The organism is Azoarcus sp. DN11, from assembly GCF_003628555.1.
Taxonomy (GTDB): domain Bacteria; phylum Pseudomonadota; class Gammaproteobacteria; order Burkholderiales; family Rhodocyclaceae; genus Aromatoleum.
Window position 1 is genome coordinate 4,251,678 of record NZ_CP021731.1, and the last position, 25,256, is coordinate 4,276,933.

The 25,256-nt window shown below is 68.3% G+C and carries 19 protein-coding genes; 6 read left to right on the forward strand and 13 right to left on the reverse strand.

The window, feature by feature from the left end; translation table 11 throughout:
• Nucleotides 1-131: 131 nt before the first annotated feature.
• The gene (locus CDA09_RS19790; protein WP_121430209.1) at nt 132-785 is read right to left on the reverse strand and encodes a response regulator; all 654 of its coding nucleotides are present in this window, start codon (nt 783-785) and stop codon (nt 132-134) included.
• Nucleotides 786-795: 10 nt separating this feature from the next.
• Complete coding sequence (locus CDA09_RS19795) at nt 796-2,817, reverse strand: PAS domain S-box protein (RefSeq protein WP_121430210.1); 2,022 nt, start codon at nt 2,815-2,817, stop codon at nt 796-798.
• A gap of 268 nt (nt 2,818-3,085) precedes the next feature.
• Here CDA09_RS19795 and CDA09_RS19800 point away from each other — a divergent pair, with 268 nt between their 5' ends.
• A complete protein-coding gene (locus CDA09_RS19800) occupies nt 3,086-3,727 on the forward strand; it encodes a DedA family protein (RefSeq protein ID WP_121430211.1) in 642 nt (213 codons plus the stop codon).
• Between the two features lie 123 nt (nt 3,728-3,850).
• On the forward strand, nt 3,851-5,740 hold the full coding sequence (locus CDA09_RS19805) for a putative bifunctional diguanylate cyclase/phosphodiesterase (protein ID WP_121430212.1): 1,890 nt from the start codon (nt 3,851-3,853) through the stop codon (nt 5,738-5,740).
• A 52-nt stretch (nt 5,741-5,792) separates the two neighbouring features.
• On the opposite strand, the gene gdhA is transcribed toward CDA09_RS19805, so the two are convergent.
• Entirely contained in the window at nt 5,793-7,136 is a 1,344-nt protein-coding gene (gdhA, locus tag CDA09_RS19810; RefSeq protein ID WP_121430213.1) for an NADP-specific glutamate dehydrogenase, read from the reverse strand.
• Nucleotides 7,137-7,343: 207 nt separating this feature from the next.
• Nucleotides 7,344-10,622 carry a fused isobutyryl-CoA mutase/GTPase IcmF gene (gene icmF / locus CDA09_RS19815; protein ID WP_121430952.1) on the reverse strand — a complete coding sequence of 1,093 codons (3,279 nt, stop codon included), beginning with the start codon at nt 10,620-10,622 and terminating at the stop codon, nt 7,344-7,346.
• 151 nt (nt 10,623-10,773) lie between these two features.
• On the opposite strand from icmF, the gene CDA09_RS19820 reads away from it, so the two are divergent.
• The 3 genes from CDA09_RS19820 to CDA09_RS19830 all read left to right on the forward strand — a co-directional run bounded on the left by CDA09_RS19820 (nt 10,774) and on the right by CDA09_RS19830 (nt 14,793).
• Nucleotides 10,774-11,865, forward strand: coding sequence for an AraC family transcriptional regulator (locus CDA09_RS19820; protein ID WP_121430214.1), 1,092 nt, complete (start codon nt 10,774-10,776; stop codon nt 11,863-11,865).
• An 82-nt stretch (nt 11,866-11,947) separates the two neighbouring features.
• Nucleotides 11,948-14,059 carry a PAS-domain containing protein gene (locus CDA09_RS19825; RefSeq protein ID WP_502697077.1) on the forward strand — a complete coding sequence of 704 codons (2,112 nt, stop codon included), beginning with the start codon at nt 11,948-11,950 and terminating at the stop codon, nt 14,057-14,059.
• Nucleotides 14,056-14,793 (forward strand): response regulator transcription factor, encoded by a 738-nt coding sequence (locus CDA09_RS19830; protein ID WP_121430216.1) that lies wholly within the window; start codon nt 14,056-14,058, stop codon nt 14,791-14,793. Before CDA09_RS19825 ends, CDA09_RS19830 begins: the two co-directional genes overlap by 4 nt.
• On the opposite strand, the gene CDA09_RS19835 is transcribed toward CDA09_RS19830, so the two are convergent.
• The 7 genes from CDA09_RS19835 to CDA09_RS19865 form a co-directional block, all read right to left on the reverse strand.
• Nucleotides 14,780-15,568 (reverse strand): metal ABC transporter permease, encoded by a 789-nt coding sequence (locus CDA09_RS19835; protein ID WP_121430217.1) that lies wholly within the window; start codon nt 15,566-15,568, stop codon nt 14,780-14,782. The two genes, CDA09_RS19830 and CDA09_RS19835, sit on opposite strands and share 14 nt — an antisense overlap.
• Nucleotides 15,565-16,479, reverse strand: coding sequence for a metal ABC transporter substrate-binding protein (locus tag CDA09_RS19840; RefSeq protein WP_164844444.1), 915 nt, complete (start codon nt 16,477-16,479; stop codon nt 15,565-15,567). The genes CDA09_RS19835 and CDA09_RS19840 overlap by 4 nt, the downstream gene beginning before the upstream one ends.
• Nucleotides 16,480-16,508: 29 nt before the next feature.
• Nucleotides 16,509-17,897: a putative porin gene (locus CDA09_RS19845; RefSeq protein ID WP_121430219.1), complete on the reverse strand. Its 1,389-nt coding sequence runs from the start codon at nt 17,895-17,897 to the stop codon at nt 16,509-16,511.
• Nucleotides 17,898-17,970: 73 nt separating this feature from the next.
• Nucleotides 17,971-18,330 (reverse strand): hypothetical protein, encoded by a 360-nt coding sequence (locus CDA09_RS19850; RefSeq protein ID WP_121430220.1) that lies wholly within the window; start codon nt 18,328-18,330, stop codon nt 17,971-17,973.
• Nucleotides 18,331-18,451: 121 nt separating this feature from the next.
• On the reverse strand, nt 18,452-20,329 hold the full coding sequence (locus tag CDA09_RS19855) for a potassium transporter Kup (protein ID WP_121430221.1): 1,878 nt from the start codon (nt 20,327-20,329) through the stop codon (nt 18,452-18,454).
• A 34-nt stretch (nt 20,330-20,363) separates the two neighbouring features.
• Complete coding sequence (locus CDA09_RS19860) at nt 20,364-21,056, reverse strand: response regulator (RefSeq protein ID WP_121430222.1); 693 nt, start codon at nt 21,054-21,056, stop codon at nt 20,364-20,366.
• On the reverse strand, nt 21,053-22,600 hold the full coding sequence (locus tag CDA09_RS19865) for a DUF4118 domain-containing protein (protein WP_121430223.1): 1,548 nt from the start codon (nt 22,598-22,600) through the stop codon (nt 21,053-21,055). Before CDA09_RS19865 ends, CDA09_RS19860 begins: the two co-directional genes overlap by 4 nt.
• 248 nt (nt 22,601-22,848) lie before the next feature.
• On the opposite strand from CDA09_RS19865, the gene CDA09_RS19870 reads away from it, so the two are divergent.
• Nucleotides 22,849-23,325 (forward strand): VOC family protein, encoded by a 477-nt coding sequence (locus CDA09_RS19870; RefSeq protein WP_121430224.1) that lies wholly within the window; start codon nt 22,849-22,851, stop codon nt 23,323-23,325.
• A gap of 25 nt (nt 23,326-23,350) precedes the next feature.
• On the opposite strand, the gene ypfJ is transcribed toward CDA09_RS19870, so the two are convergent.
• A complete protein-coding gene (ypfJ, locus tag CDA09_RS19875; protein WP_121430225.1) occupies nt 23,351-24,226 on the reverse strand; it encodes a KPN_02809 family neutral zinc metallopeptidase in 876 nt (291 codons plus the stop codon).
• A 144-nt stretch (nt 24,227-24,370) separates the two neighbouring features.
• Complete coding sequence (locus tag CDA09_RS19880; protein ID WP_121430226.1) at nt 24,371-25,120, reverse strand: heme oxygenase-like domain-containing protein; 750 nt, start codon at nt 25,118-25,120, stop codon at nt 24,371-24,373.
• Between the last annotated feature and the right edge of the window lie 136 nt (nt 25,121-25,256).

A 25,256-nucleotide genomic window follows, 5' to 3' on the forward strand; every position in this document is an offset into this window, starting at 1 on the left:
CACCGGAATATGCCATTCAACCGCGCGAGGCGCAACAAACGGGATCGCCAGCGGCATATTCGCGCGGGCGCGGAGGTTCGCCTCCGCGAACCCGGAGGGGGAGGAGAAGGGAGGTGCCGCGGCCCGCGCGCTTACACGTCGGTCGACTTCACGAGGTGGTGCGCGACCGCGTAGCGGATCAGCTCGGAGGTGTTCGTCATCGCCATCTTCTGCAGGATGCGCGTCTTGTGCGTGCTGATGGTCTTGACGCTGAGCGAGAGCTCGTTGGCGATGTCGGTGAGCCCCTGCCCCAGCACGAGCCGGTGGAAGATCTGGAATTCGCGGTCCGACAGCGCGGTGTGCGGCAGCTCGTTCGCGGCGGCCGGCATCAGGCCGCGCGCCATCAGTTCGGCAACGGTGGCGCTGACATACACGCCGCCGCGCGCGACGCGGCGGATCGCGTGCACGAGCAGGTCGGCGTCGCTCTCCTTGGTGAGATAGCCGGCGGCTCCGGCGTGGAGCGCGCGCACCGCATACTGCTCCTCGTGATGCATGCTCAGGATCAGGATCGGGAGCTTGGGCTTCTCGTCGTGGATCAGGCGGATGAGGTCGAGTCCGCTGCGGCCGGGCATCGAGATGTCGAGCACGACGACGTCCCAGTCCTGTTCGCGCACGAGCAGGAGCGCCTCGTTGCCGTTGGCCGCCTCGCCGCACACCGCGAGGTCGTCGGTATCGGCGAGGATCTGCTTCAGGCCGTCACGGATGATCGTATGGTCGTCGGCGAGCAATACCCTGAGTTTTTCCATCTTGCTTCCCTCATTGCCCGGCCGGGACGGTGGCATCTATCGCCGTGCCGTCGCCGGGCGTGGAATGGATCGCGAACGTGCCCTGCACCAGGCGGATGCGTTCGCGCATGCCGAGCAGGCCGAACCCCGCCTGGTTCGCCGCGTCGAGCACGAAGCCGATGCCGTCGTCACGCACCGTCAGGCGCCAGTCGCCGCCGTCGCGGCGGCACGAAACCCATACGGTACTCGCCCGCGCGTACTTCGTGACATTGGTGAGCGACTCTTGCAACACGCGGAACAGCGTCGTCGCCTCGGTGCTGCCCCGCTCGGGTTCGTCGTCGTCCAGATCGAGCGCCAGCTCGATGCCGGTGCGCTTGGAGAAATCGTCCGTGAGCCACGAGATCGCTGCGCGCAGGCCGAGATCGTCGAGGATCAACGGGCGCAGCTCGTAGGTGATGCGCCGCACCGAGGCGATCGTCTGGTTGAGCTGCTCCTTGATGACGCCCACCTTGTCCTGCAGGTCGGCGCGCTCGCCCGGCAGGCGGCCGCCGAGCCAGGAGAGCTCGAGCTTGATCGCGGTGAGCCGCTGCCCGAGCTCGTCGTGCATCTCGCGCGCGATGCCGGCGCGCTCTTCCTCGCGCACCCGCTGCAGCGCCGTGGACAGCTCCTGCAGCTGGCGGTTGGTTTCGCGCAGGTGGGTTTCGATGCGCTTGCGCTCGGTGAGATCGCGCAGCACCACGGTGAGGAAGCGCTGCCCCCGCATCTCGGTGGACGAAAAAGTGGCGTCGGCGGGGAATTCGCGCCCGTTGGCGTGGCGGGCCGTCAGCTCGGCGCGGCCACGACGGACATGGGGCTCGCCGGAATTGCGCCGCCGGCCGACGATGGCGTGGTACGCGCTGCGCGAGTCTCCCGCCAGCAGCCGGTCGAAGGGTTTGCCGAGCGCGTCGCCGGACTGGACGCCGAACATGTGCTCGGCCGCGCGGTTGAACAGCACGACGGACAGGTCCTCGTCGATCGTGACGATCGCGTCCATCACCGATTCGACCATCCCCCGCAGGCGCTCTTCGCTGTCCTCCAGGGCTCTCGCCAGCAACTCGCGCCGGCGCATGCTCCACAGCACCCCGCAGGAAGCGGCCAGCAGCAGCACCGCGACGAAGCCTGCGCCGAACACGATGGGGCGCGCCGTCCCCGGCCAGGACACCAGCGCCGAATCCTGGCCGACCACGACGCCGATCAGGAACGGGTAGCGCGGGACAGGGTGATAGGCGACGAAGCGATTCTCGCCGTCGACGGTTTCGGTGACGACCGTTGTGCCCGTCGCATCGGCGGATCGCTCCGGGAAGGTCGGCACCCCCTTCACCGGCTGGTCGACCCGGTCCGTGTCGCTCGGAAAACTCGCGACGAGATTGCCGCGCGCGTTGATCAGCTGGATCTGCTTGCCGAAGCGCAGGTCGAGCCGGCGGTAGAAGGACTCGAAATAGTTGACGACGATCGCAGCCACGACGACGCCGCGGAAGTTGCCGCTGCCGTCGACGAGCCGCGCGGCGAGGTAGAAGGTCCATTCGCCATCGAACCTGCGGCGGTAGAGCTGGCTCACGATGATGCCCTCGTCCCGGTGCGCGAGCGTCGTGAAGTAGTCGCGGTCGGCTTCGCTGAAGCCGGGCCGCGTGCCGAGCAGGGTCGAGTTCATGACGACGCCGTTGGCGTCGAGGACGAACATCGACGAGAACTGCGGGAGTCCCTCGGCGCGCGCCTTGAGCAGCGCCATGACGGGAAAGCTGTCGAGTTGCAACTGCTGGCCGATCCCGTCGGACAGCCGGTCCTGGGCGCCGCGCAGGGCCATCGTGACGCCGTCCAGCGTGCGGGCCGTCTGCTCGGAGAGGATGCGGCTCAGGGTGGAGATCTCGCTGCGCGCGTATTCGAGTTCGCGCTGGCGCATGTCGTACACCAGGAAGGCGGTGCCGCCGGCAAGCACCGACAGCATCAGGGCGGTCAGCAGCAGCACCGCGCGCACGGGCGGCTCGAACCAGAATTTGCGCAACAGGGCTGTCATTCGGCAATTCCCGCGAGAAGATCGGCGCGGCCCGCCAGGCGCGATGGGTCCGGGTACGCCATTGCGCCGCGCAATATAGAAGGGCACGCCTTGCGCGGCAAGTTGAAAAGATCATTTCATCGTATCGTTTCCTGCGCCAAGCGGCGGCCGCAATGCGCAGTTACCGCAATGCGCGGTTACGCTCTTCGCACGTGCACTCCCCCCTGCAATCCGGGCAGCGGTGCAGGCGTCGGGTAGAATCCGCATTTTCCCGTCCCTGCGCCCGCCCATGGAATTTCTCGCCCCGCTGTTCGACATCGTCCTGCACCTCGACAAGCACCTCGAAGCGCTGGTCGCCGCCTACGGCATCTGGATCTACGCGATCCTGTTTGCAGTGATCTTCAGCGAGACCGGGTTCGTGGTGACCCCCTTCCTGCCGGGCGACTCGCTGCTCTTCATCGCCGGCGCGCTGGCGGCGCTGGGCAACATGGACCTCTCGCTGCTGATCCTCACGCTGACGGCAGCGGCGGCGATCGGCAACACCGTGAATTACTCGATCGGGCGCTATTTCGGCCCCCGGGTCTTCCATTGGGAGAACTCGCGCCTCTTCAACAAGGCGGCGCTGATGAAGACACACCTCTTCTACGAGAAACACGGCGGCAAGACGCTGGTGATCTCGCGCTTCCTGCCGCTGTTCCGCACCTTCGCCCCCTTCGTCGCGGGCATCGGCAGCATGGGTTACGCGCGCTTCACGCTCTTCAACGTCGTCGGGGCGCTCGCCTGGGTGGTATCGCTGACGCTCGCCGGCTACTGGTTCGGCAACATGCCGTGGATCAAGCAGAACCTCACGCTGGTGATCGTCGGCATCATCGTGCTGTCGCTGCTGCCGGTCGTGATCGGCGCACTGAAGGCGCGCTCGACCGCGTCCTGAACGTTGCGCCACCGCGTCATGGGCACTAGGATGAAATGCCGATGGCGCGAAACCGCGTCTCCGGCACGGCCAGCACAAGAACCGACGGAAAGCATCGGGGAATAGAACGCCGAGGAGAGCGGCATGAGCTATGCCGAACGCGCCCTGCGCACCCTGAGCGCAGGCAACCGCACGCTGCTGCGGGCACAGGACGAACAGACGCTGCTGCAGGAGATGTGCCGGGTCATCGTCGAACTCGGCGGTTACCGCATGGCATGGGTGGGCTACGCGCAGAACGACGAGGCGCGGACCATCCGGCCAATGGCTCACCTCGGTTTCGACGAGGGCTTTCTCGAACTCGGCCGCTTCACCTGGGCAGAAGGGGAATCCGAGGGGTCGCGCGGCCCCACGGCGCAGGCGATCCGCGGCGGCAAGCCGGTCGTGGTCCAGGACACGACCAAGCTCCTGGGAACCCAGCTCCCCGTCCCGCTCGCCGAGACGCTCAGGCGCGGCTATGCCTCGATCGCGGCCTTCCCGCTGATCATCGAGCGCGAGGCGATCGGCAACCTGACGATCTTCGCCGCCGAAGCGGACGCATTCGACGAGTGTGAATGCAGTCTGCTCGCCGAGATGGCGGACGACCTCGCCTTTGGCATCGCCACGCTGCGCATGCGCGAACAGCGTCGCGAGGCGGAGGAGACGATCCGCCACATGGCCTATTTCGACGCCCTGACCGACCTGCCCAACCGCGGCTCGCTGAACGCGCGGCTCGCCGAAGAGATCGCCCAGGCGCAGCAGGAAAACCAGTCCATGGCGGTGCTGCTGATGAAGGTGGGGCGCTTCCAGGAGATCAGCGACACGCTCGGCTACCTGGAGGGCGACCACCTGATCGTCGAGATGGCCAAACGCCTGCTGCACATCGCCGGCCCGAACAAGGCGGTCGCGCGCGTCGGAGAGGACGAATTCGCCATCATCATGCCGCGCGCGAGCGCCGAAGCCGCGACGCGCGTCGCGCACAACGCGATGCGCGAGGCGCGCGATCCGGTCAACTTCGCCGGCCTGGCGATGGACCCGCATGCCTACATCGGCATCTCGCTGTTTCCGGGGCACGGCAACACGCCGGAAACCCTGCTGCGGCGCGCCAAGATCGCGGCCGTGCAGGCGCGCAGGACAGCGTGCAAATACACGCTGTACAAGGGCACCGAGGACCGCGAGAGCACCCAACGGCTGGCGCTGATGAGCGAGCTGCGCAGCGCGATCGACCAGAACGAGCTGCTGCTCTACTGCCAGCCCAAGGTGGCGATCCGCAGCGGCGAGATCTGCGGTGCCGAGGCGCTGGTGCGCTGGCAGCATCCGCAGCACGGCATGATCGCGACGGGCGAATTCATCGCGCTCGCCGAGCGGGCGGGCCTCATCATGCCGCTCACACGCTGGGTGCTGGAAGCCGCCTTCCGCCAGTCCTATGCATGGTTTGAGCGCGGCATCCGGCGGCCGCTGTCGGTGAACCTGTCGGCGCAGGACCTGCGTGATCCGCGCCTCATCGACCGCATCAGCGGGCTGTTCGCGACCTGGGCGCTGCCGCCGGAGCTGATGCAGTTCGAGCTCACGGAGAGCGCGCTGATGGAGGACCCGGCCGGCGCGCTGGAGACGCTCGGCCAGCTCAAGGATCTCGGCGTCGAGCTCTACATCGACGACTTCGGCATCGGTTACTCCAGCCTGAGCTACCTGCAGAAGCTGCCGGTCGACTCCCTGAAGATCGACCACTCCTTCGTCGCCAGCATGCTGACGAATGCCGGCTCGGAGGTCATCGTGCATTCGACCGTCGAACTGGGGCACAACCTGGGGCTGGGCGTGGTCGCCGAAGGCGTGGAGAGCGAGGCGCTGTGGGATCACCTGCAGGAGCTCGGCTGCGACACCGCGCAGGGGCACTTCGTCGGCCGTCCGATCCCGACCGCGCAGTTCGACGAATGGGAAGCGCAATCGCCGTGGAGCCATCCGGCACCCGACGGCGCCAGCGCCGGCGTCCTGCACTGAAACCCGTGGACACCGGGCCGGGGCGCGAAACGTCCCCGGCCCGGCAGGTGCGTCAGATCACGCCCTGCGCCAGCATCGCGTCGGCGACCTTGACGAAACCGGCGACGTTCGCCCCATCCACGTAGCTGATCGTGCCGTCCGGGCGGCGGCCGTGCTCCACGCAGGCGTCATGGATGCTGTGCATGATGCCGTACAGGCGCGCATCGACCTCCTCGCGCGGCCACGACAGGCGCATCGCGTTCTGGCTCATCTCGAGGCCCGAGGTCGCGACGCCGCCGGCGTTGCTGGCCTTGCCCGGCGCATACAGCACGCCCGCCTGTTCGAACACGCGCACCGCATCGGCAGTCGAGGGCATGTTCGCGCCTTCGGCGACGCACTTGACGCCCGCGGCGACGAGCTTCTGCGCATCGGCGCCGTCGAGCTCGTTCTGCGTCGCGCAGGGCAGCGCCACGTCCACCGGCACGTGCCACGGCGACACGCCCGCCTGGAAGTTCGCCTTCACGCGCTGCGCGTAGTCGCTGACGCGGCCGTAGAGGTGGTTCTTCACTTCCATCAGCTCGGCGAGCTTCTCGGCGGTGAACCCGTCCTCGTCGATCACCGTGCCGCTCGAGTCGGACACCGTGACGACCTTCGCGCCGAGCGCCATCGCCTTCTCGACCGCGTACTGCGCGACGTTGCCCGAGCCGGACACGCTCACGCGCAGGCCGTCGAAGGACAGGCCTTTCTGCTTGAGCATCTCCTCGGCGAAATACACCGTGCCGTAGCCGGTCGCCTCGGGGCGAATCAGCGAACCGCCGAAGGCGAGACCCTTGCCGGTGAACACGCAGTCGGCGCGGTTCGACAGCTTCTTCATCATGCCGGCCATGAAGCCGACTTCGCGGCCGCCCACGCCGATGTCCCCCGCGGGGACGTCGGTGTCGGAGCCGACGTGGCGGAACAGTTCGCTCACGAAAGCCTGGCAGAAGCGCATGACTTCGGCGGGGCTCTTGCCCTTCGGGTCGAAGTCGGAGCCGCCCTTGCCGCCGCCCATCGGCAGTGTGGTGAGCGCGTTCTTGAAGGTCTGCTCGAAGGCGAGGAACTTGAGGATGGAGAGGTTCACCGACGGGTGGAAGCGGATGCCGCCCTTGTAGGGGCCGATCGCCGAGCTGTGCTGGATGCGGTAGCCGCGGTTGACCTGCACGTCGCCGTGGTCATCGACCCAGGAGACGCGGAACATGATCACCCGCTCGGGCTCGACGAGGCGATCGAGCAGACCCTGTTCCGCGTATCGCGGGTGGCTCGCGATGTAGGGCCACAGGCTTTCGATCACCTCGGTGACGGCCTGCAGGAATTCGGGCTGCCCCGGGTTGCGCGCCGCGACGTGTTCCAGAAAATTCTCGAGCGACTGGTATTTCATCAAACTCCCCAAAATGGTGCGGCGAAATACGCCAACAATGATTCGCCCGCCTTTATGCACCAAATTCAGGCATTCGATCAACGATTTTCTTAAACTTCCTTAACGTTTGCCCAGTTCTGGTGCATTTACTCCCCCTCGACAGGTGTAACAGGCAAAGAAAACGGCGCCGAAGCGCCGTTTTTCGATCGATTTGCGGACGAAAACCGCTTACATGCTGCGCCGGTACTGCCCGCCCACCTCGTACAGCGCGCTGGTGATCTGGCCGAGCGAGCAGTAGCGCACCGCGTCGACCAGCACCTCGAACACGTTGCCGTTCTCGATCACGGTCTGGCGCAGCTTCGCCTGCCACTTCGACGCTTCATTCTTGTTACGGGCGTGGAAGTCGGCGAGGCGCGTGAGCTGGCCCTGCTTCTCTTCCTCGGTCGAGCGGGCAAGCTCGATTTCCTGCTGCGCCTGGCCCTTGGGGTTGAGGAAGGTGTTCACGCCGATGATCGGGTAGGAGCCGTCGTGCTTCTTGTGCTCGTAGTAGAGCGACTCCTCCTGGATCTTGCCGCGCTGGTAGCCGGTTTCCATCGCGCCAAGCACGCCGCCGCGCGACGCGATCGCCTCGAACTCCTTCAGCACCGCTTCCTCGACGAGGTCGGTCAGTTCGTCGATGATGAAGGCGCCCTGGTTGGGGTTCTCGTTCTTCGCCAGGCCCCATTCGCGGTTGATGATCAGCTGGATCGCCATCGCGCGGCGCACGCTTTCTTCCGTCGGCGTCGTGATCGCCTCGTCGTAGGCGTTGGTGTGCAGCGAGTTGCAGTTGTCGTAGATCGCGATCAGCGCCTGCAGCGTCGTGCGGATGTCGTTGAAGTCCATCTCCTGCGCATGCAGCGAGCGGCCCGAGGTCTGCACGTGATATTTCAACTTTTGTGAACGCTCGTTCGCGCCGTACTTGTTCTTCATCGCCACCGCCCAGATGCGGCGGGCGACGCGGCCGATCACCGAGTACTCCGGGTCCATGCCGTTGGAGAAGAAGAAGGACAGGTTGGGCGCGAAGTCGTCGATGTGCATGCCGCGCGCCAGATACGACTCGACGTAGGTGAAGCCGTTCGACAGCGTGAAGGCGAGCTGCGAGATCGGGTTCGCGCCGGCTTCGGCGATGTGGTAGCCGGAGATCGACACCGAGTAGAAGTTCTGCACCTTGTGATGGACGAAGTATTCCTGGATGTCGCCCATCATCTTCAGCGCGAACTCGGTCGAGAAGATGCAGGTGTTCTGGCCCTGGTCTTCCTTCAGGATGTCGGCCTGCACGGTGCCGCGCACCGAGGACAGCGTCCATTCCTTGATCTTCTGGAACTCGGTCTCGGTCGGCTCGCGGCCGTTGTCGGCGCGGAATTTCGCGACCTGCTGGTCCATCGCGGTGTTGAAGAAGCACGCGAGGATGATCGGCGCCGGGCCGTTGATCGTCATCGACACCGAGGTCGAGGGCGCGCACAGGTCGAAGCCGTCGTACAGCACCTTCATGTCGTCGAGGGTCGCGATCGACACGCCCGAGTTGCCGATCTTGCCGTAGATGTCGGGCCTGAGGTCGGGGTCGCAGCCATACAGCGTCACCGAGTCGAAGGCGGTCGACAGGCGGTGCGCGGGCATGCCTTCCGAGACCTTCTTGAAGCGGCGGTTGGTGCGGAAGGCGTCGCCTTCGCCCGCGAACATGCGGGTCGGGTCCTCGCCTTCGCGCTTGAACGCGAACACGCCGGCAGTGTAGGGGAAGGAGCCGGGGACGTTTTCCTTCATCAGGAACTTGAGGGTCTCGCCCTCGTCGTCGAAGTTCGGCAGCGACACCTTGCGGATCCGGGTGCCGGACAGCGAATCGGAGGTCAGCTTGGTGCGGATCTCCTTGTCGCGGATCTTCACGACGTATTCGTCGGCAGCGTAGAGCTCCTTGGTCTTCGGCCACATGTCGAGAAGCTTCTTCGCGGTGGGCGTGAGCTCGCCGTCCTTCCAGTCGATCAGCTCGGCAAACGAACCCGCGTCCTTGCCGCACTGCTCGAACAGCGCCTTCGCGATCTTCAGCGACTGACGCTCGCGCGCGACGCGGGCTTGCTGCTGGATGTGCGTGTGGTAGTCGCGCACGGTGTCGGCGATCTCGGCGAGATAGCGCACGCGCTCGGCCGGCACGATCGCGCGGCCGCGGCTCGACGCCTTGGTCGCGACCTTGGGCAGGCTGCCGGGCTTGGCCTTGAGGCCCTTCTCGACCAGGCGCGGGAAGATCGCCTGGTACAGCGCGGTGATGCCGTCGTCGTTGAAGCGGGCGGCCATCGTGCCGAACACCGGCATGTCGTCGGTGGGCGTGGAGAAGAGCTCGCGGTTGCGCTGGTACTGCTTGCGCACATCGCGTAGCGCGTCCTCGGCGCCCTTGCGGTCGAACTTGTTGATCGCGACGAAGTCGGCGAAGTCGAGCATGTCGATCTTCTCCAGCTGGCTCGCCGCGCCGAACTCGGGGGTCATCACGTAGAGCGACAGGTCGACGAAGGGCACGATCGCGGCGTTGCCCTGGCCGATGCCGGAGGTCTCGACGATGACGAGGTCGAAGCCGGCGAGCTTGGCGGCGGCGATGACTTCGGGCAGCGCGGCGGAGATCTCGGAGCCGGTGTCGCGCGTCGCGAGCGAGCGCATGAAGATGTTCTCGTGCTCGATCGCGTTCATGCGGATGCGGTCGCCCAGCAGCGCGCCGCCGGTGCGCTTCCTCGACGGGTCGATGGAGACGATGCCGATGCGCAGCTTGTCGTTGTGGTCGAGGCGGAAGCGGCGCACCAGCTCGTCGGTGAGCGAGCTCTTGCCCGCGCCGCCCGTGCCGGTGATGCCCAGCGTCGGGGTCTTGATCTTGGCGGCAGCTTCGACGAGCGCCTTCCTGACGTCGTCGCCGTAGGCGCCGTTTTCCAGCGCGGTGATGATGCGCGACAGGTTGCGCAGCTGCGCCTTGCGCTCGCCGCCGGTGAGCTGCCGGAAGACTTCGTCGGCAGACTTCGGCGCCGCGCTGGTCAGATCCTGGTCCGACTTCGCGACGAGGTCGTTGATCATGCCCTGCAGGCCCATAATCGCGCCGTCTTCGGGCGAGTAGATGCGCGTGACGCCGTAGTCGTGCAGTTCCTTGATCTCGGACGGGACGATCACGCCGCCGCCGCCGCCGAAAACCTTGATGTTCTCGCCGCCGTTGGCTTTCAGCAGGTCGATCATGTACTTGAAGAATTCGACGTGGCCGCCCTGGTAGCTGGTGATCGCGATGCCCTGCACGTCTTCCTGCAGCGCCGCGTTGACGATCTCGCCGACCGAGCGGTTGTGGCCCAGGTGGATGACCTCGGAGCCGGTCGATTGCAGAATCCGCCGCATGATGTTGATCGACGCGTCGTGGCCGTCGAAGAGCGCCGCCGCGGTGACGAAACGCACCTTGTGCTGCGGCTTGTAGGCGACGAGCTTCTTGGCTTCGCTGAGATTGGTCATGCCTTCTTCCCTCTGGTTGGCGCCCGGGCGGCGCTCGGTCATGTTGTGGGCTTAATGGTAGAAGGCGGACGGGGCGATTTCCATTGTGCGTGCCGACGACAATCGTGCAAAATCCGCCAATCGCTCATCCACCCGCCCCGGACACGTCCGCATGCCCGTACCTCTGCCGCCCTCCGCTGCCGATGCGGCGCCGCTTCGCCCGAAGCGCGCGACCGTGGCCATGGGTTTCGTGACCGGCATGCTTGCGGGCCTGCCACGCCAGGGCCGCGACGCAGCCCCCTTCCTCGCCGCGGCGGGCATCGAGCTTGCAGACCCCGCCACGCGCGTGCCGATCGACCGCTACGCGCGGCTCTACAACGACATCACGCGCGCGCTCGACGACGAGGGCTTCGCGCTCTTTGGACAGCCGATGCGCCGCGGCAGCTTCGAGTTCCTGTGCCGCGGCATGCTCGGCGCGGCGACGCTGGGCGACGCCCTCGACCGTGCGGCGCGCTTCCTGCGCATCGTCCTGCCCGACATGGCGGTGAGCGTGCGCCGCGCGGAGGCCCCCGACGACGAGCGCGCCGAGCTGCGCATCTCCGAGACGCGCCGCCTCACCGACTGGCGCGGCGACCCCGCGCGCGTGTTCGCGTTCGAATGGCTGCTGCGGCTGATCCACGCGGTGTCGTGCTGGCTGGTCGGCCGCGGCCTCGCGCTGGACTCGGTGCATTTCCCCTACCCGCGTCCGGCGCACGCCGACGACTACGCGCTCGTCTACACCGAGCATTCCTACTTCGACGCCGGCACGCTGGTCGCCCGCCTGCGCGACAACCTGCTCGACTTGCCGGTGCGGCGCGACGAAGCGGCGCTGAGCGCCTTCCTTGACGGCGCACCGGGCAAGATCTCGATGCTTTACCGGCGTGACCGCGACATGGTGCTGCGGGTGCGCGACCTGCTGCGCGACGCGTTGCCGGAAAACCTCGCGCTGGAAGACGTCGCCGCGCGCCTGCATCTTTCGCCGCGCACGCTGCACCGCCGTCTCGACGATGAAGGCGCGACCTTCCGCTCGATCAAGGACGCGCTGCGGCGCGACATCGCGTTGTCACGCCTGACCAAGACGCAGCAGCCGGTCGCCACGATCGCGGCCGAACTGGGCTACGCCGACACCTCCGCCTTCTACCGCGCCTGCGTGTCGTGGACGGGGCTGTCGCCCGAACGCTTCCGCCAGCAGCTCCAGCATCACGTGATCAACCGCCGCCCCTAGGGGATTGTCGCGCGGGCGTGCCCGCTTCCTATCACCATGTCCTGCTCTAGAATGGTACAGACGCCGCCGAGAGACCCGCCCGATGCTCCGTAACCCGCCACCGACCGAGAGCGCCAAACCGCCGCCACGCATGTCCTCGCACGAGCTGCGGCGCTACGACCTGCTGCTCGCCGGCCTCGACCTCCTCGACCAGGCCATCGCGGTGTTCGATGCGACGCCCAAGCTCGTCACCTGGAACAAGGCGATGCTGCGCCTGCTCGATTTTCCCGAGAGCATGGTGCGCGTCGGCACCCCGTTCGAGGAGTTCGCGCGCTTCAACGCCGAGCGCGGCGAATACGGCGAAGGCGACGTCGACCGGCTCGTCGCCGAACGCCTCGCCGCCGCGCGTGCCTTCCTGCCGCACTATGCCGAGCGCGAACGGCCGAACGGCAAGATCCTCGCGATCCGCGGCGTGCCGATTCCCAACCTCGGCTTCGTCTCGCTGTGGACCGACATCACCGAGCAGCGCCGCGCCCAGGAGGTGATCCACCAGCAGAATCTGGAGCTCGAAGCCCGCGTGAGGGCACGCACGCAGGAGCTCGAGGACGCCAACGCGCGGCTCGCGCACGCCAACGCCGAGATCGACCAGATCGCCGGCGCGCTGCGCCATAGCGAGGAGAAGCTCAAGACCATCATCGACTCGATCCCCGCGTTGATCGCCTACGTCGGGCGCAACGAGGTGTACCAGTTCGCGAACCGCGGCTATGCGGAGTGGTTCGGACTGACGAAGGAGGAGATCGTCGGGCGCAGCATCGCGAGCGTGTTCGGCGCCGAGCTCTACCCGGTCGTCGTGAAGCAGCTGGCGATCGTCGACCGCGGCGAACGCGTCAGCTACGAGTACGCGCGCAAGCTCGCCAACGGCCGCATGGCGCATGCGCGCAGCGTGATCGTGCCGGAGATGTCGGCGCGGGGCGAGGTGCTGGGCTATTTCGTGCTGTCGACCGACATCACCGAGCAGAAGGCGAGCCAGGCCGCGCTGATCCAGGCGCAGAAGATGGAGGCGGTGGGCCAGCTCACCGGCGGGCTCGCGCACGACTTCAACAACCTGCTGACGATCATCATCGGCAACCTCGCGGCGCTGCAGTCACGGGTCGCGCCCGGCGCGCTCGCCGAGCACCTCGATCCGGCGCTGCGCGCCGCGCGCCGCGGGGCGGAGCTCATCAAGCGCCTGTTGACCTTCTCGCGCGGCCAGGCGCTGGAACCGCGTGCGGTCGAGGTCGGCGCGCTGGTACATGACATGGCGCAACTGCTCGCCCGCTCGCTCACCGAGAACGTGCGCCTGCACACGCAGGCGCCGCCGGCACCGCTGCACGCCTTCGTCGATGCGCACCAGCTCGAGAACGCGCTGCTGAACCTCGCGCTCAACGCGCGCGACGCGATGCCCGACGGCGGCGACCTGACGATCGCGATCGGCGAACGCCGCATCGACGAGGGCGTCGCCGCGCTCGTGGAACTGCCGGCGGGCGACTACGTGCAGATCGACGTCACCGACACCGGCAGCGGCATCGCACCGGAGCTGCTGCCACGCCTCTTCGAGCCCTTCTTCACCACCAAGCCCTTCGGGCGCGGCAGCGGGCTGGGCCTGGCGATGGTGTACGGCTTCGTGCGCCAGTCCGGCGGCAACATCCGCATCCGCAGCACGCCGGGCCAGGGCACGACCGTCACTTTCGTGCTGCCGCGCGCGCAAGCCCTGGTGACACCCGACGAGCAGAACACGGCCGTGGCGGTGACGGGCGCGGGCCGCCGCGTGGCCGGCCCCGTACTGCTGGTCGAGGACGAGCCTGAGGTGCGGCGCGTCATCCGCCTGCAGCTCACCGCGCTGGGCCACACGGTGATCGAGGCGGCCGACGGCGTCGAAGCCTGGCTGCTGCTCGAGGCGGTGTCCGACATCGCGCTCCTCGTCACCGACACCATCATGCCCGGCGGCATCGGCGGGCGCGAGCTCGCGACGCGCACGCGCGCCTTGCGTCCGGACATGCCCATCCTCATGATTACCGGCTACGCGAGCGACAACGCGCTCGCCGGCACCGCCGAGCTCGACGTGCCCGTGCTGCGCAAGCCCTTCGACCAGGCCGCGCTCGCCGCCGCGATCGAGGCGCTGCTTGAACACACCACAACGACGCCCACCCCGGGAGAGGAAGCCCCCGACCGATGACCGGCCAAGAGACTTCGCCACCGCTGATCCTCGTGCTGGAAGACGAGCCCGACATCGCCCGCATCATCTGCAGCGCGCTGTCCGGCTACGGCTTCCGCAGCGAACACCTGCGCACCGGGCGCGACCTGCTCGTGCGCGCACGCGAAACCTCGCCCGACCTCGTGATCGTCGATCTCGGCCTGCCCGACATGGACGGCATGCAGGTCGTGCGCGAGCTGCAGGACGGCAGCCCCTGCGCGGTGCTCATCCTGACCGGTCGCAACGACCTCACCGACCGCGTGCTGGGCCTTGAGCTGGGCGCCGACGACTACATCGTGAAGCCCTTCGAACCGCGCGAACTGGTCGCGCGCGTGCGCTCCATCCTGCGCCGCTACATGCGCCCCGCCGCGCCCGAGGCGCCCGGCGACACGACGCCGCCGGAGCGCAGCGTCGCTTGCTTCGGCGACTGGCGCTTCGACGCCGGGCGCCACTCGTTGGTGCACGCCGACGGCAGCGAAACCGCCCTGTCGTCGGCCGAAGCCGGCCTGCTGCTGACGCTGGTGCACCGCCCGAACAAGATCCTCAGCCGCGAACAGCTCCTCGGCGAGCGCGACGTCGATCCCTTCGACCGCAGCATCGACGTGCGCATCTCGCGCCTGCGCCGCAAGCTCGGCGACGATCCGCACAGCCCCAGGCTGATCAAGACCGTCTACGGCGCAGGTTACCTGTTCTCCGCGCAGGTCAGCTGGGAGTAGCGCCAGGCGCGCGCTCCATGCCCGGACGCGCGGCCAGCGCGCCCGCAAGCGAGCAGGCGGCGAGCGTCCACACGATCACCGCTCCCGACGGCAGGTCGAAGATCGCCGACAAGGCGAGGCCGAGCGCGTAGCCCGCCGCCCCGAGCGCGTAGGCGATGACGTAGCGCCGCGGGCCGTAATGCGCACGCGTGCCGAGCGCCGGGATGATCAGGCTCGAGAACACGAGGTACACGCCCACGAGCTGCACCGAGGCCGTGACCGCGAGCGCAAAGGCGCCGTAGAAGCCGAAGCGGCCGAGGCGCCGCACCCAGCCCAGGGCCATCGCAACGACGAGCAGCGCCGTCACGGCGGCGAGCCACGCGAGCTGCGACGTGCCAACCCACAGGATCTGCCCGACGAGCAGGTCCTTCAGGTGCTCGCCGCCGTGCGGGTTGCCCGCGAGCAACAGGATGCCGGCGCAGGCGGCGAGGATGAACATCACGCCGATCAGCGCCTCCTGCTGGCGCGGCGCGCGCCGCTCGGTCCACGTGAGGAGCAGCGCGCCGAGGAGCGCCGCCGTCACCGCGGCGACCTGCACCGCGGCGCCGCCTTCCGGCATGCCCAGCGCGTCGGCGGCGATCACGCCCAGTCCGGCGATCTGCGCGATCGCGAGGTCGATGAAGACGATGCCGCGGTCGAGCACCTGGGTGCCGAGCGGCACGTGCGTCGCGAGCACCAGCAACCCGGCGGCGAGCGCCGGCCCGAGGATGCCCCAGTCGAGCGCGCCCCAGTTCATCGCTTGCCTCCGGCGGCGAGCAGGCGGGCGACGGTGTCGTCGAAGAGGCCGAAGAGATCCTTCGCGCCGTCGGTGCCGCCCACGGTAAAGGGCAGCTTCACCGCGGGCACGCCGGCATTGGTCGTGAGCCAGTCGGAAGGGCGCGAATCCTGGTACGCGGCGTAGATCACCATGCGCGCCGGCGTGCCCTTCAGCGTCGCCATCACGCCCTGCAGGTGCGAGGCCGTCGGCTCCACGCCGGGCTTGGGTTCGAGCACCGCGACTTCCTTCAGGCCGAGCCAGTCGTACAGGTAGGTGAAGGCCTTGTGCTGCGACACCACCGGTGCGCCCTTGAGCGGCGCCGCCTGTGCGCTCCAGCGCGTCATCGCCTGCTGCCAGCGCTGCGCGAAGTCGGCCTGGCGCTTGGCGTAGTCTGCCGCGTGGGCCGGATCGACCTGTTGCAGGCGTGTGCCGAGCGCGGTCGCGACCAGGGCGATGTTGCGCGGGTCGGTCTGGATGTGGGGGTTGCCGGCGGCGTGCACGTCGCCCTGCGCGCGGTCGAGCTGGCCGGGCACGTCGAGCTTGCGCACGTAGTCGGCCGCCGCGAAATTGCCCGGCTGGCCAGACTGCACCCTGGCGTTGCCCGACTGCTGCAGCAGCACCGGCAGCCAGCCGATCTCCAGCTCGGCGCCGGTGCACACGACGAGGTCGGCATTGCGCGCACGCGCGATCAGGCTGGGCTTGGCCTGGATCTGGTGCGGGTCCTGCAGCGCGGTCGTGGCGACCGACACCTCGACCAGGTTGCCGCCGAGTTCCTCGGCGAGTGCGCCCCATTCGGGCTCGCAGGCAAAGACGCGCAGCGCCGCGCTGGCGGGATCCGCGAGCAGCGCCAGCGGCGCAACAAGCAGGGCAAAGAGGGTCTTGCGGTTCATGGTGGTTTTCTCCTGCACCGGTGCGGGCATCAGTAGCTGTGGGCGCCGTGCGCGCCGAGGCTCATCTGGTACTGGACGAAGAACTGGTTGTCGGCGACGCCGTCGCGGGAGCGGTCCCGCGCGAACTGCAGGCGCACGCGCGAGAACTCGCTCGGGCTGTAGTCGAACATCAGGCTGTTCTTGTGCGGATGGAAGGCCCGGTCGGCGAAGGCCAGCGTGCTGCCGTCGAAGCCGGGCGCGCCGGAGTCGAGCCGTTCGGTGCGCAGACCGACGCGCCAGCCCGGCATGAACTGCCAGATGCCCTGCAGATACCAGCCCGACTGGGCGACGCGGAAGCCGCCGCTGCGGTCGGCGTTACCGACATCGAACACCAGGTCGCCGTCGCGCGTGCTGTGCAGGTATTCGCCCTGCAGCTTGAAGTTGGTGCGCGTCGCGTTGCCGTTGGGCGCCCATTTCCACACGGCGTCGGCAATCCACACGCGCGTCCTGCCGGTGAAGGCGTTGGTGACCGCATTGCCGGCCGCATCGGTCGCATCGAGCGCCTGACCGTCCGCCTTCGCGTGCAGCAGCGACACGCCGGCGCGCCAGCTGTGGCTCGCACCGATGTCGCCGCCGGTGTGCGCAGTCAGCGCGACCATGCCGGCGCCGTTGCGCGAGGTGTCGGTGCCCGGAAAACTGCGGCCGCGCCCGGCTTCGGCGCCGAGTTCGAGATATTGGTCGATCGGCGCGAGCCAGGTCAGCTGCACGCCGTCGTCACCGAACTGCGTTCCGAGCATCGCCTGATAGGCGAGCGGGTTATCGACGAAATCCCAGGTGTGCGAATGCTGCGAATTGAGATAGCCGACGCCGGAGAAGAAGCGCCCGGCCTTCAGCGACATGCCGTGCCCGAGCGAAGTCGTCTGGACATAGGCCTCCTCGACCGACACCTTGTTGTCCGGATGAAGCGAAATGTTGGCCGCCCCGCGCCACCACGGGTCGATGCTGGCCGACAGGCCCAGTTCGGTTTCCGCGAGGCTGAAACCGCGGGTTCCGGGGCCGGCTTCGGCATCCCCGGGCAGCGGGAAGCCGGCGATGGCGAAGTTCTTCGGGTCCTTCGAGGTCCGCGTGTAGAGGCCCGACAGGATCAGCGAGATCGCGGGGTTGAAGGCGTTGGCGCCGCCGCCCGCACCGGCCGGTGGCGGCACGTTGGCGACCGGGGCGGGAACGGGGGGCGCCGCGGCAGCATGGGCGGCGGCTTCGGCCGCCTGCAGGCGCTGTTCCATCGCCTGCAGGCGCGCCTCGTAGGCGGCGCGCAGCGCGTCGATTTCCTGGCGCAGCGCGGCAAGGTCGGATGCCGTGCCCGGGGACGGCGGGGCGGCCAGCGCGCAGGCCGGCACGCCCAGGGCGAGCGCGAGGCTCGCCGGCAAGAGCTTGTACATGGATTTCCTTCTCCAGCAGAAATGTCGAGGCAGGCCCGTCCGCGGCGCGGCGGAAGAGCCCGAGTGACCACGATCAACACTGAACGGAGAAGGGGGGCGCGCGGCTGAGGTAGGCCCGCGCCGGCGACGGCGGACGTGCGGTATCGAGCGCCGTTTGCGGGATTTCCTGCCGGGCAGTCAGCTCCGGCAGCGGTGGCGACGCGCCACGCAGGCCGCCGGCGCCGATCGCGGCAGAAATCAGGCACAGGTCGCACGCGGCCTCGGGCAAGCCCTTGTCGCGCCCGGCCTGGCGGGTCCATTCCCCGCCCGTGTGCGATACCGCGTGACACATCGCCGCCAGCTGCCCGACGGGCAACAGCAGGGCGAGCCACAGCAGCCACGCGAAATGGCGCGGAGCGTTGCGGCGAAGCGATGCAGGATCGACGGCAAACACCGGTGATTCTCAGCCGAATTGCTTCACGAGGGGGAACCGGAATGGCGAAGCCCGGATTCTAGCGGCCATTCGCGTCGCGCGGCACACCCTCCGGCGTGATCATGCGGAACGGCGGGCACGCTCACAGCATCACCTGAGTCCCCAATTCGACGACCTGGTTCGCCGGCAGGCGGTAGTAGGTCGCAGCCCCTTCCGCCTGCCGGGTCATCCACGAGAACAGCGCACAGCGCCAGCGCGGCAGCGCGCCGGGGCCATCGACGATCACCGAGCGGGCGACGAAGTAGGTCGTCAGCATGGGCTCCAGCTTCAGTCCGAAACGATCTGCGCCCCCCAGTGCACGGGGCAGGTCCGGCTCTTCCCGGAAGCCGAAATGCACGTCGAGCTGGTAGATGTCGGGGGCGAGCCGCGTCAGGCGCAGCCGGTCGGCATCGGTGACGTACGGAATTTCCTCGTTGATCACGTGCAGGAACACCGTCTGCTCGTGCATGACCTTGTAGTGCTTGAGGTTGTGGAACAGCGCGCTCGGCACGACGCTCGTGTCGGAGGTCAGGTACACGGCCGTTCCCGCCACGCGCGGCACTTCGGGGTGCGGGCTGCGGATGAAGCCGTCCATCGGCACGTCGATCGTGCGCCGCTGCCCGGCGACGAGCGCGCTGCCGTCCTTCCAGGTCGTGAGCGCGACAAAGATGAGGGCGCCCAGCAGCATCGGGAACCAGCCGCCGGCGGCGATCTTGGTGAGGTTGGAGCCGAAGAAGGCGCACTCCAGGAGCGCGAAGAGCCCCAGCCCGGCCAGCATGGGCAGGCGGACGCGCCCGGTGATCGACAGGGAGACGAAGACGGCGAGCACGGTCGTGATGATCATCGTGCCCGACACGGCGATGCCGTACGCGGCCGCGAGCGCGTTGGAGGAGCCGAACTGGAGCACCAGCACCACCACCGAGACCAGCATCAGCCAGTTGACGCTGGGGATGTAGATCTGCCCGCGCTCGCGGTCGGAGGTGTGCAGGATGCGCACGCGCGGCAGGTAGCCCAGGCGCGAGGCCTGCAGCGTCATCGAATAGGCGCCGGTGATCGTCGCCTGCGACGCGATGACCGTCGCCACCGTCGCGAGGCCGATGAGCGGGAAGACGAACCAGTCCGGCGCGAGCAGGTAGAACGGATTCTCGACCGCGGACGCATCGCGCAGCACCAGCGCCCCCTGCCCGAAGTAGTTGATCAGCAACGCCGGGCACACCAGCCCGTACCACGCGATGCGCACCGCCTTCGCGCCGAAGTGGCCCATGTCCGCGTACAGCGCCTCGCCCCCGGTCAGCGCCAGGAACACTGCCGACAGCAGCAGGAAGGCCGCGCGCGGATACTCCATGGCAAACGCGAGCGCATGCATGGGATTGATCGCGGCGAGCACCTGCGGCGTCTGCACGATGGAATCCAGCCCCAGTACCGCCAGCGCGGCGAACCAGACCAGCGTGATGGGGCCGAAAAACGCGCCGACACGGCTGGTGCCGTGCTTCTGGATCAGGAACAGGCTCACGAGGATGCCGATCGTGATCGGCTCGACCAGATGCTCGAACTGGGGCGCGGCCACCGTGAGGCCTTCCACCGCCGAGAGCACCGAGATCGCCGGCGTGATGATCGCGTCGCCGTAGAACAGCGCCGCGGCGAAGACGCCCGCCGCGATCACCATCGCCGCGAGCCGCGGCACCTTCGCGGCGCGGCGGTGTGCCAGCGCGGTCAGCGCCAGCACGCCGCCCTCGCCGTCGTTGTCGAACTTCAGCACGATCCAGACGTACTTGAGCGAGATGATCAGCATCATCGCCCAGAAGAAGGCCGACAGCGTCGCCAGCACGCTCGCCTCGTTCACCGCCAGCGCGTGCGTACCGTGGAACGCCTCCTTGAACGCGTACAGCGGGCTGGTGCCGATATCGCCATACACGACGCCGAGCGCGGCCAGCGCGAGGCCGCCGAGACTGCTGTGTGAGTGATCCGCGGTTGCAGACATGTTTTTTTCCCGAGTTTGGCGAGTGGGTGCGCGGCTAGAGCTGGAAGCGATAGCCGACGCCGATTTCGGTGCGCAGATGCGCCGGTTGCGTGGGGTCGGCCTCGAGCTTCTGGCGCAGGTGGCCGACGTAGATGCGCAGGTAATGGGTGCTGTCGACGTAGGCCGCTCCCCACACTTCGCGCAGCAGTTGCCGGTGCGTCATGACCTTGCCGGCATTGGCAAGCAGCACGACGAGCAGGCGGTATTCGAGGGCGGTGAGATGCACCGCCTCGCCACCGCGCGTGACCGTGCGGCGTGCGAGATCGACCTCGACCTCGCCGAAGCGGACCTGCGCCGCGCCCGCACCACTGCCCGCCTCGGCCCGGCGCAGCAGCGCGCGCACGCGCGCGAGCAGCTCCCCCACCGAGAAGGGTTTCGTCAGGTAGTCGTCGGCGCCGGCGTCGAGCGCGGTGATCTTGTTCGCCTCGTCGGAGCGTGCCGACAGGATCAGCACCGGCATGCGCGACCAGTCGCGCACCGCGCGCACGAAATCGGTGCCGTCGCCGTCGGGCAGGCCCAGGTCGAGGACCACGAATTCGGGCCGCCGCGCCACCACGTCGTCGAGCGCCTGCCGCAGCGTGGCCGCCTCGAAGACGCGGTAGCCGGCGCGCTCCAGCGTCTGGCGGATGAAGCGGCGGATCTCCTGCTCGTCCTCGACCACGAGGATGCCGGTTTGATGCTCGCTCATGAGCCTGCTCCCGCCGGGTCCGCGAGTTCCGGTTCGATGCGCGGCGGCTCGCCGCAGGATGGCAGCGTGAAGCGCACACAGGCCCCGCCTTCGGGCGGATTCGACGCGACGATGTGCCCGCCGTGCGCCTCGACGATCGCGCGGCAGATCGCCAGGCCGAGCCCCGCGCCCGCTGCCGGCGACTCCGGCGCACCGCGCTCGAACAGATGGAACACGCGCGCGAGGCTCCCCGGCGGAAAACCCGGACCGGCGTTGCGCACCTCGATGACGAGCCCGCCCTCGCCGCTGGCGACGTCCACCGCGACCGGCGCACCGGCCGGCGAGTATTTCGCGGCGTTCTCGATCAGGTTGCAGAACACCCGCTCCATCAGCACCGCATCGAGGGCGACGAGCGGGAGCTCGGGCGCGACGCCGACCTTCACCGGATGCTCGCGCAAGGCCTCGCCGAGCAGGCGGATGCTGGCGCCGATCACCTCGTCGATGGCGTGCCAGTCCTTGCGCAGGCGGACCTGTCCGGCCTGCAGGCGGGCCATGTCGAGGAGGTTCTCGACCATCTGGTGCAGGCGGCCCGCCTGGTCGCGGATCGCGCCGGCCGCCTCGCGCTCCTCGTCGCCGAGACGGCTGCCGGCGAGCGCCAGCGCATCGGCGCGGCCGAACAGCACCGTCAGCGGCGTGCGGAGATCGTGCGAGATCGACGACAGGATCGATGCGCGCAGGCGCTCGGCCGCCATCTCGAGCTGGCTCGCCTGCGCGACCTCGACGAAGTGCAGGCGCTCGAGGGCGATCGCGGTGAGCGACGCGACCCCCTCGAGCATCGGCCGCAGGACCGGAAGCCGGGCGTCCTCGTCCTCCTCGGCGCGCACGACCAGGACCCCGCGACGGCGGGTGGCGCCATTCAGCGGCAGGTACAGGTCCACGCCGCCCGGGCCGGCCACGCAGCTCGACGGCTCGCCCGCCTCGGCACGGAACACTGCCTCGAGCACGAGCGATTCGTCGAGCCCGAGCGGATGTCCCGCCGCGGGAAATTCACCCAGACGTTCCCCTTCGTCGGGCAGGAAAAAGCGTGCTTCGCCACCGGCCTGTTCGCGCACGAAGACGCCGACCTGGCGGACCACCTGCGCGGCGCTCATCGCCCCGGCGAGCGCCTTCGCGAGCGCGTAGAGGGCGCGCGCAAGCTGCTCCCGCGCCAGGGCCTCGCGCGTGCTCGCCTGCAGGCGCGTCGTGAGGTGGCTGATCACCAGTGACACGACGAGCATCACGGCGAAGGTCACCAGGTATTGCACGTCGCTCACGACGAAGGACAGCCGCGGCGGGACGAAGAAGAAGTCGAAGGCCGCGACGCAGAGGAAGCTCGCGAGGATCGCCGGCGAGCGCCCCAGGAGCGCGGCGGCGAAGACGACCGTAAGCAGCATCAGCATCGCGATGTTCGCGAGATCGAGCACACCGCGCAGCGGCAGGCCGATCCCGACGATCAGGCCGCAGGCGAAGAGCGCGAGCAGATGGCTCGCGGCGCGCGGAAGATGTTCCAGGTTGTCGATGCGCATGATTGCCCCCGATGCACCGCGGCGGCGGACGCGGCAAGCACCGCCGCCGGTTGCGGGAACCCATTCTGGTACCAGCGGGGTAAAAACGGTGCAAACGGGTTCGTGCGCGGCGCGGCCGCCGACCGCTGCCTGTGGCGCCGAATCGACACAAGCCGCCAGCGCCCGCGCATCACAGCGCTCGACGCGCACGCGCCGAGTCGCCATAATTATGAATTCTTAATCCAAACCAACCCGTGGAGAGCACTTCCATGACGCAGCGCCCGTTCAAGATCCTCGGCATCCAGCAGATCGCCATCGGCGGCCCGAGCAAGGACAAGCTCAAGACCCTGTGGGTGGATATGCTCGGCCTGGAAGTGACCGGCAACTTCGTGAGCGAGCGCGAGAACGTCGACGAGGACATCTGCGCGATGGGCAAGGGCCCGTTCAAGGTCGAGGTCGACCTGATGCAGCCGCTCGATGCGGGGAAGAAGCCGGCCGTGCATGCGACGCCGCTGAACCACGTCGGCCTGTGGGTGGATGACCTGCCGAAGGCGGTCGAATGGCTGTCCGCCAACGGCGTGCGCTTCGCCCCCGGAGGCATCCGCCGCGGCGCCGCCGGCTACGACATCACCTTCCTGCACCCGAAGGGCAGCGAGGAGTTCCCGATCGGCGGCGAAGGCGTGCTGGTCGAGCTGGTGCAGGCCCCGGCGGAAGTCGTGGAGGCCTTCGCGAAGCTCGCGGGCTGATTTTCCGCCCCGCCGCCGCGAAACCTCAGAGCTTCGCGGTGTTGAAGGTATCGCAGGACTTCAACGAGCCCTCGTCCAGCCCGATGCGGAACCAGCGCACGCGCTGCGCGGAGCTGCCGTGCGTGAAGCTGTCGGGCACCACGCGCCCCTGCGACTGCTGCTGCAGACGGTCGTCGCCGATCGCGGTGGCGGCGCGGAGCGCATCCTCGACATCGCCCGCTTCCAGCACGTGCCGGGCGCGGTCGGCGTGGTGCGCCCACACCCCGGCGAGGCAGTCGGCCTGCAGCTCGAGCCGCACCGACAACTGGTTGCCCTGGCGCTCCGACACGCGCTCGCGCGCCCGCTGCACTTTTTCCGAGATGCCGAGCAGTTTCTGCACGTGGTGTCCGACCTCGTGCGCGATCACATAGGCCTGCGCAAAATCGCCCGGCGCGCGGAAACGCTCCTTCAGCTCGTTGAAGAAGGACAGGTCGAGGTAGACCTTCTGGTCCACGGGGCAGTAGAACGGCCCCATCGCCGCCTGCCCGACGCCGCAGCCGCTGCGTGTCGAGCCGGTGTAGAGCACCATGCGCGGCTGTTCGTAGCGCCCGCCCGCCTCCTTGAAGAGCGCCCCCCAGGTGTCCTCGGTGTCCGCCAGCACCATCGACGAGAAGCGCGCGAGCTCGTTTTCCGCGGCCGAGCGCGGCGCCGCACGATGCACCGCTTCGGCCGGCGGCCGCTGGTGCGCGACGCCCGCGGTGTCGAGCACGACGCGCGGGTCGATGCCGAAGTACATCGCCACCAGCGCAATGACGATCGTGCCGACGCCGATGCTGCGTCCTCCGCCGAACCCGCCTCCCTCTCCGCCTTCTTCGCGGCGGTCTTCGATGTTGTCGCTCTCGCGCCCGTTGCGGAACAGCATGTGACTCCCTCGTCGTTTCGATGGCCTGTGACGGTTGCCATTATGACCCGACGTTTGCGTTGCACCCGTAGCGGCGCGTAACGACCCCGGCTGCGCGGGCCGCAGGGTTGCGTGCGAAGCTGCGCGATGACTCGCCGGACTGGCTCAGCGACCGCCCCCGGCCTCGCTGAAGGCGCGCGCGCAAGCCACGCTGCCGGCGAAGAACCAATCCACACAGCGCTGGATGTCGGCGTGGACGGAGGCTTCGTCGAGCGGCCCTGCCGTGACCCGTTTGAACGACAGCGCCAGCCCATACGCGATGGCCTCGTGCGTCGCCGGGTTCTGGCGGTCCACCGGGTGGGCGGCAAACCAGAGCATGCCGTTGGCACCCATCGACTCGACGAAACGGGGGGCGCGGGAGAGGAATTGCGACACCTCCGCGGCGACGATCTCGACGGCGACGAAGTAGAGGAGCCGGCGGCCAAGATCCCGCTCGGCGGCCATCTGGTCCGCCAGGTGCCGGATCTCGGGAAGGACCGGCCACGCATGGAGCTGCCGTTCCGAGAGGCCGACCTGCCGCGCCGAGGCGATCCACAGCTCGCGGTGGCTCCGCTCATCCGTTTCCATGCCCTGGAGTTTCCCCGCGACGCGGCGAGCGGCCCGCATCAGGAAGCGCCGCAGGCGCTCGTCCGCCTCCAGCGCCGGCACGGCGGTATAGGTTTCCCGGATGATCCCGGGAAAGACATCCACAAAGTGCCAGAAACCGCCGAGCAGTGCGCGCGCGTAGCGGCGCTCGTCCGAGTTCTCGGCGGCGCATCCCTGCATGAGCGGCGAGTCCGCGATCTTGCCGCGGGCTTCGGCCGCGCTTCGCTCCAGCCAGTCCGGCGCTTGGGGCGGCAGTTTGAATTTGCTCACTGGAACCATTTTTCCCCCGAGACGTCCGTGCTCGAAGAATGCGGTCAGCGCACGTTTATCGAATTCCTGTCCTGTCGCCGCCGCCCGTTGCCCCCTATAGTGCATCATACGTCTCTTGTGGATCGGTTCCCAGCGT

What these genes read in the sequence shown, in the direction of transcription:
- CDA09_RS19790 (WP_121430209.1), bottom strand. Translation starts at nt 785, where the DNA reads ATGGAAAAACTCAGGGTATTGCTCGCCGACGACCATACGATCATCCGT.
- CDA09_RS19805 (WP_121430212.1), top strand. Translation starts at nt 3,851, where the DNA reads ATGAGCTATGCCGAACGCGCCCTGCGCACCCTGAGCGCAGGCAACCGC.
- ypfJ (WP_121430225.1), bottom strand. Translation starts at nt 24,226, where the DNA reads ATGCTGTTCCGCAACGGGCGCGAGAGCGACAACATCGAAGACCGCCGC.
- CDA09_RS19825 (WP_502697077.1), top strand. Translation starts at nt 11,948, where the DNA reads ATGCTCCGTAACCCGCCACCGACCGAGAGCGCCAAACCGCCGCCACGC.
- gdhA (WP_121430213.1), bottom strand. Translation starts at nt 7,136, where the DNA reads ATGAAATACCAGTCGCTCGAGAATTTTCTGGAACACGTCGCGGCGCGC.
- CDA09_RS19845 (WP_121430219.1), bottom strand. Translation starts at nt 17,897, where the DNA reads ATGTACAAGCTCTTGCCGGCGAGCCTCGCGCTCGCCCTGGGCGTGCCG.
- CDA09_RS19820 (WP_121430214.1), top strand. Translation starts at nt 10,774, where the DNA reads ATGCCCGTACCTCTGCCGCCCTCCGCTGCCGATGCGGCGCCGCTTCGC.
- CDA09_RS19795 (WP_121430210.1), bottom strand. Translation starts at nt 2,817, where the DNA reads ATGACAGCCCTGTTGCGCAAATTCTGGTTCGAGCCGCCCGTGCGCGCG.
- icmF (WP_121430952.1), bottom strand. Translation starts at nt 10,622, where the DNA reads ATGACCAATCTCAGCGAAGCCAAGAAGCTCGTCGCCTACAAGCCGCAG.
- CDA09_RS19800 (WP_121430211.1), top strand. Translation starts at nt 3,086, where the DNA reads ATGGAATTTCTCGCCCCGCTGTTCGACATCGTCCTGCACCTCGACAAG.
- CDA09_RS19835 (WP_121430217.1), bottom strand. Translation starts at nt 15,568, where the DNA reads ATGAACTGGGGCGCGCTCGACTGGGGCATCCTCGGGCCGGCGCTCGCC.
- CDA09_RS19830 (WP_121430216.1), top strand. Translation starts at nt 14,056, where the DNA reads ATGACCGGCCAAGAGACTTCGCCACCGCTGATCCTCGTGCTGGAAGAC.
- CDA09_RS19840 (WP_164844444.1), bottom strand. Translation starts at nt 16,479, where the DNA reads ATGAACCGCAAGACCCTCTTTGCCCTGCTTGTTGCGCCGCTGGCGCTG.
- CDA09_RS19855 (WP_121430221.1), bottom strand. Translation starts at nt 20,329, where the DNA reads ATGTCTGCAACCGCGGATCACTCACACAGCAGTCTCGGCGGCCTCGCG.
- CDA09_RS19865 (WP_121430223.1), bottom strand. Translation starts at nt 22,600, where the DNA reads ATGCGCATCGACAACCTGGAACATCTTCCGCGCGCCGCGAGCCATCTG.
- CDA09_RS19860 (WP_121430222.1), bottom strand. Translation starts at nt 21,056, where the DNA reads ATGAGCGAGCATCAAACCGGCATCCTCGTGGTCGAGGACGAGCAGGAG.
- CDA09_RS19870 (WP_121430224.1), top strand. Translation starts at nt 22,849, where the DNA reads ATGACGCAGCGCCCGTTCAAGATCCTCGGCATCCAGCAGATCGCCATC.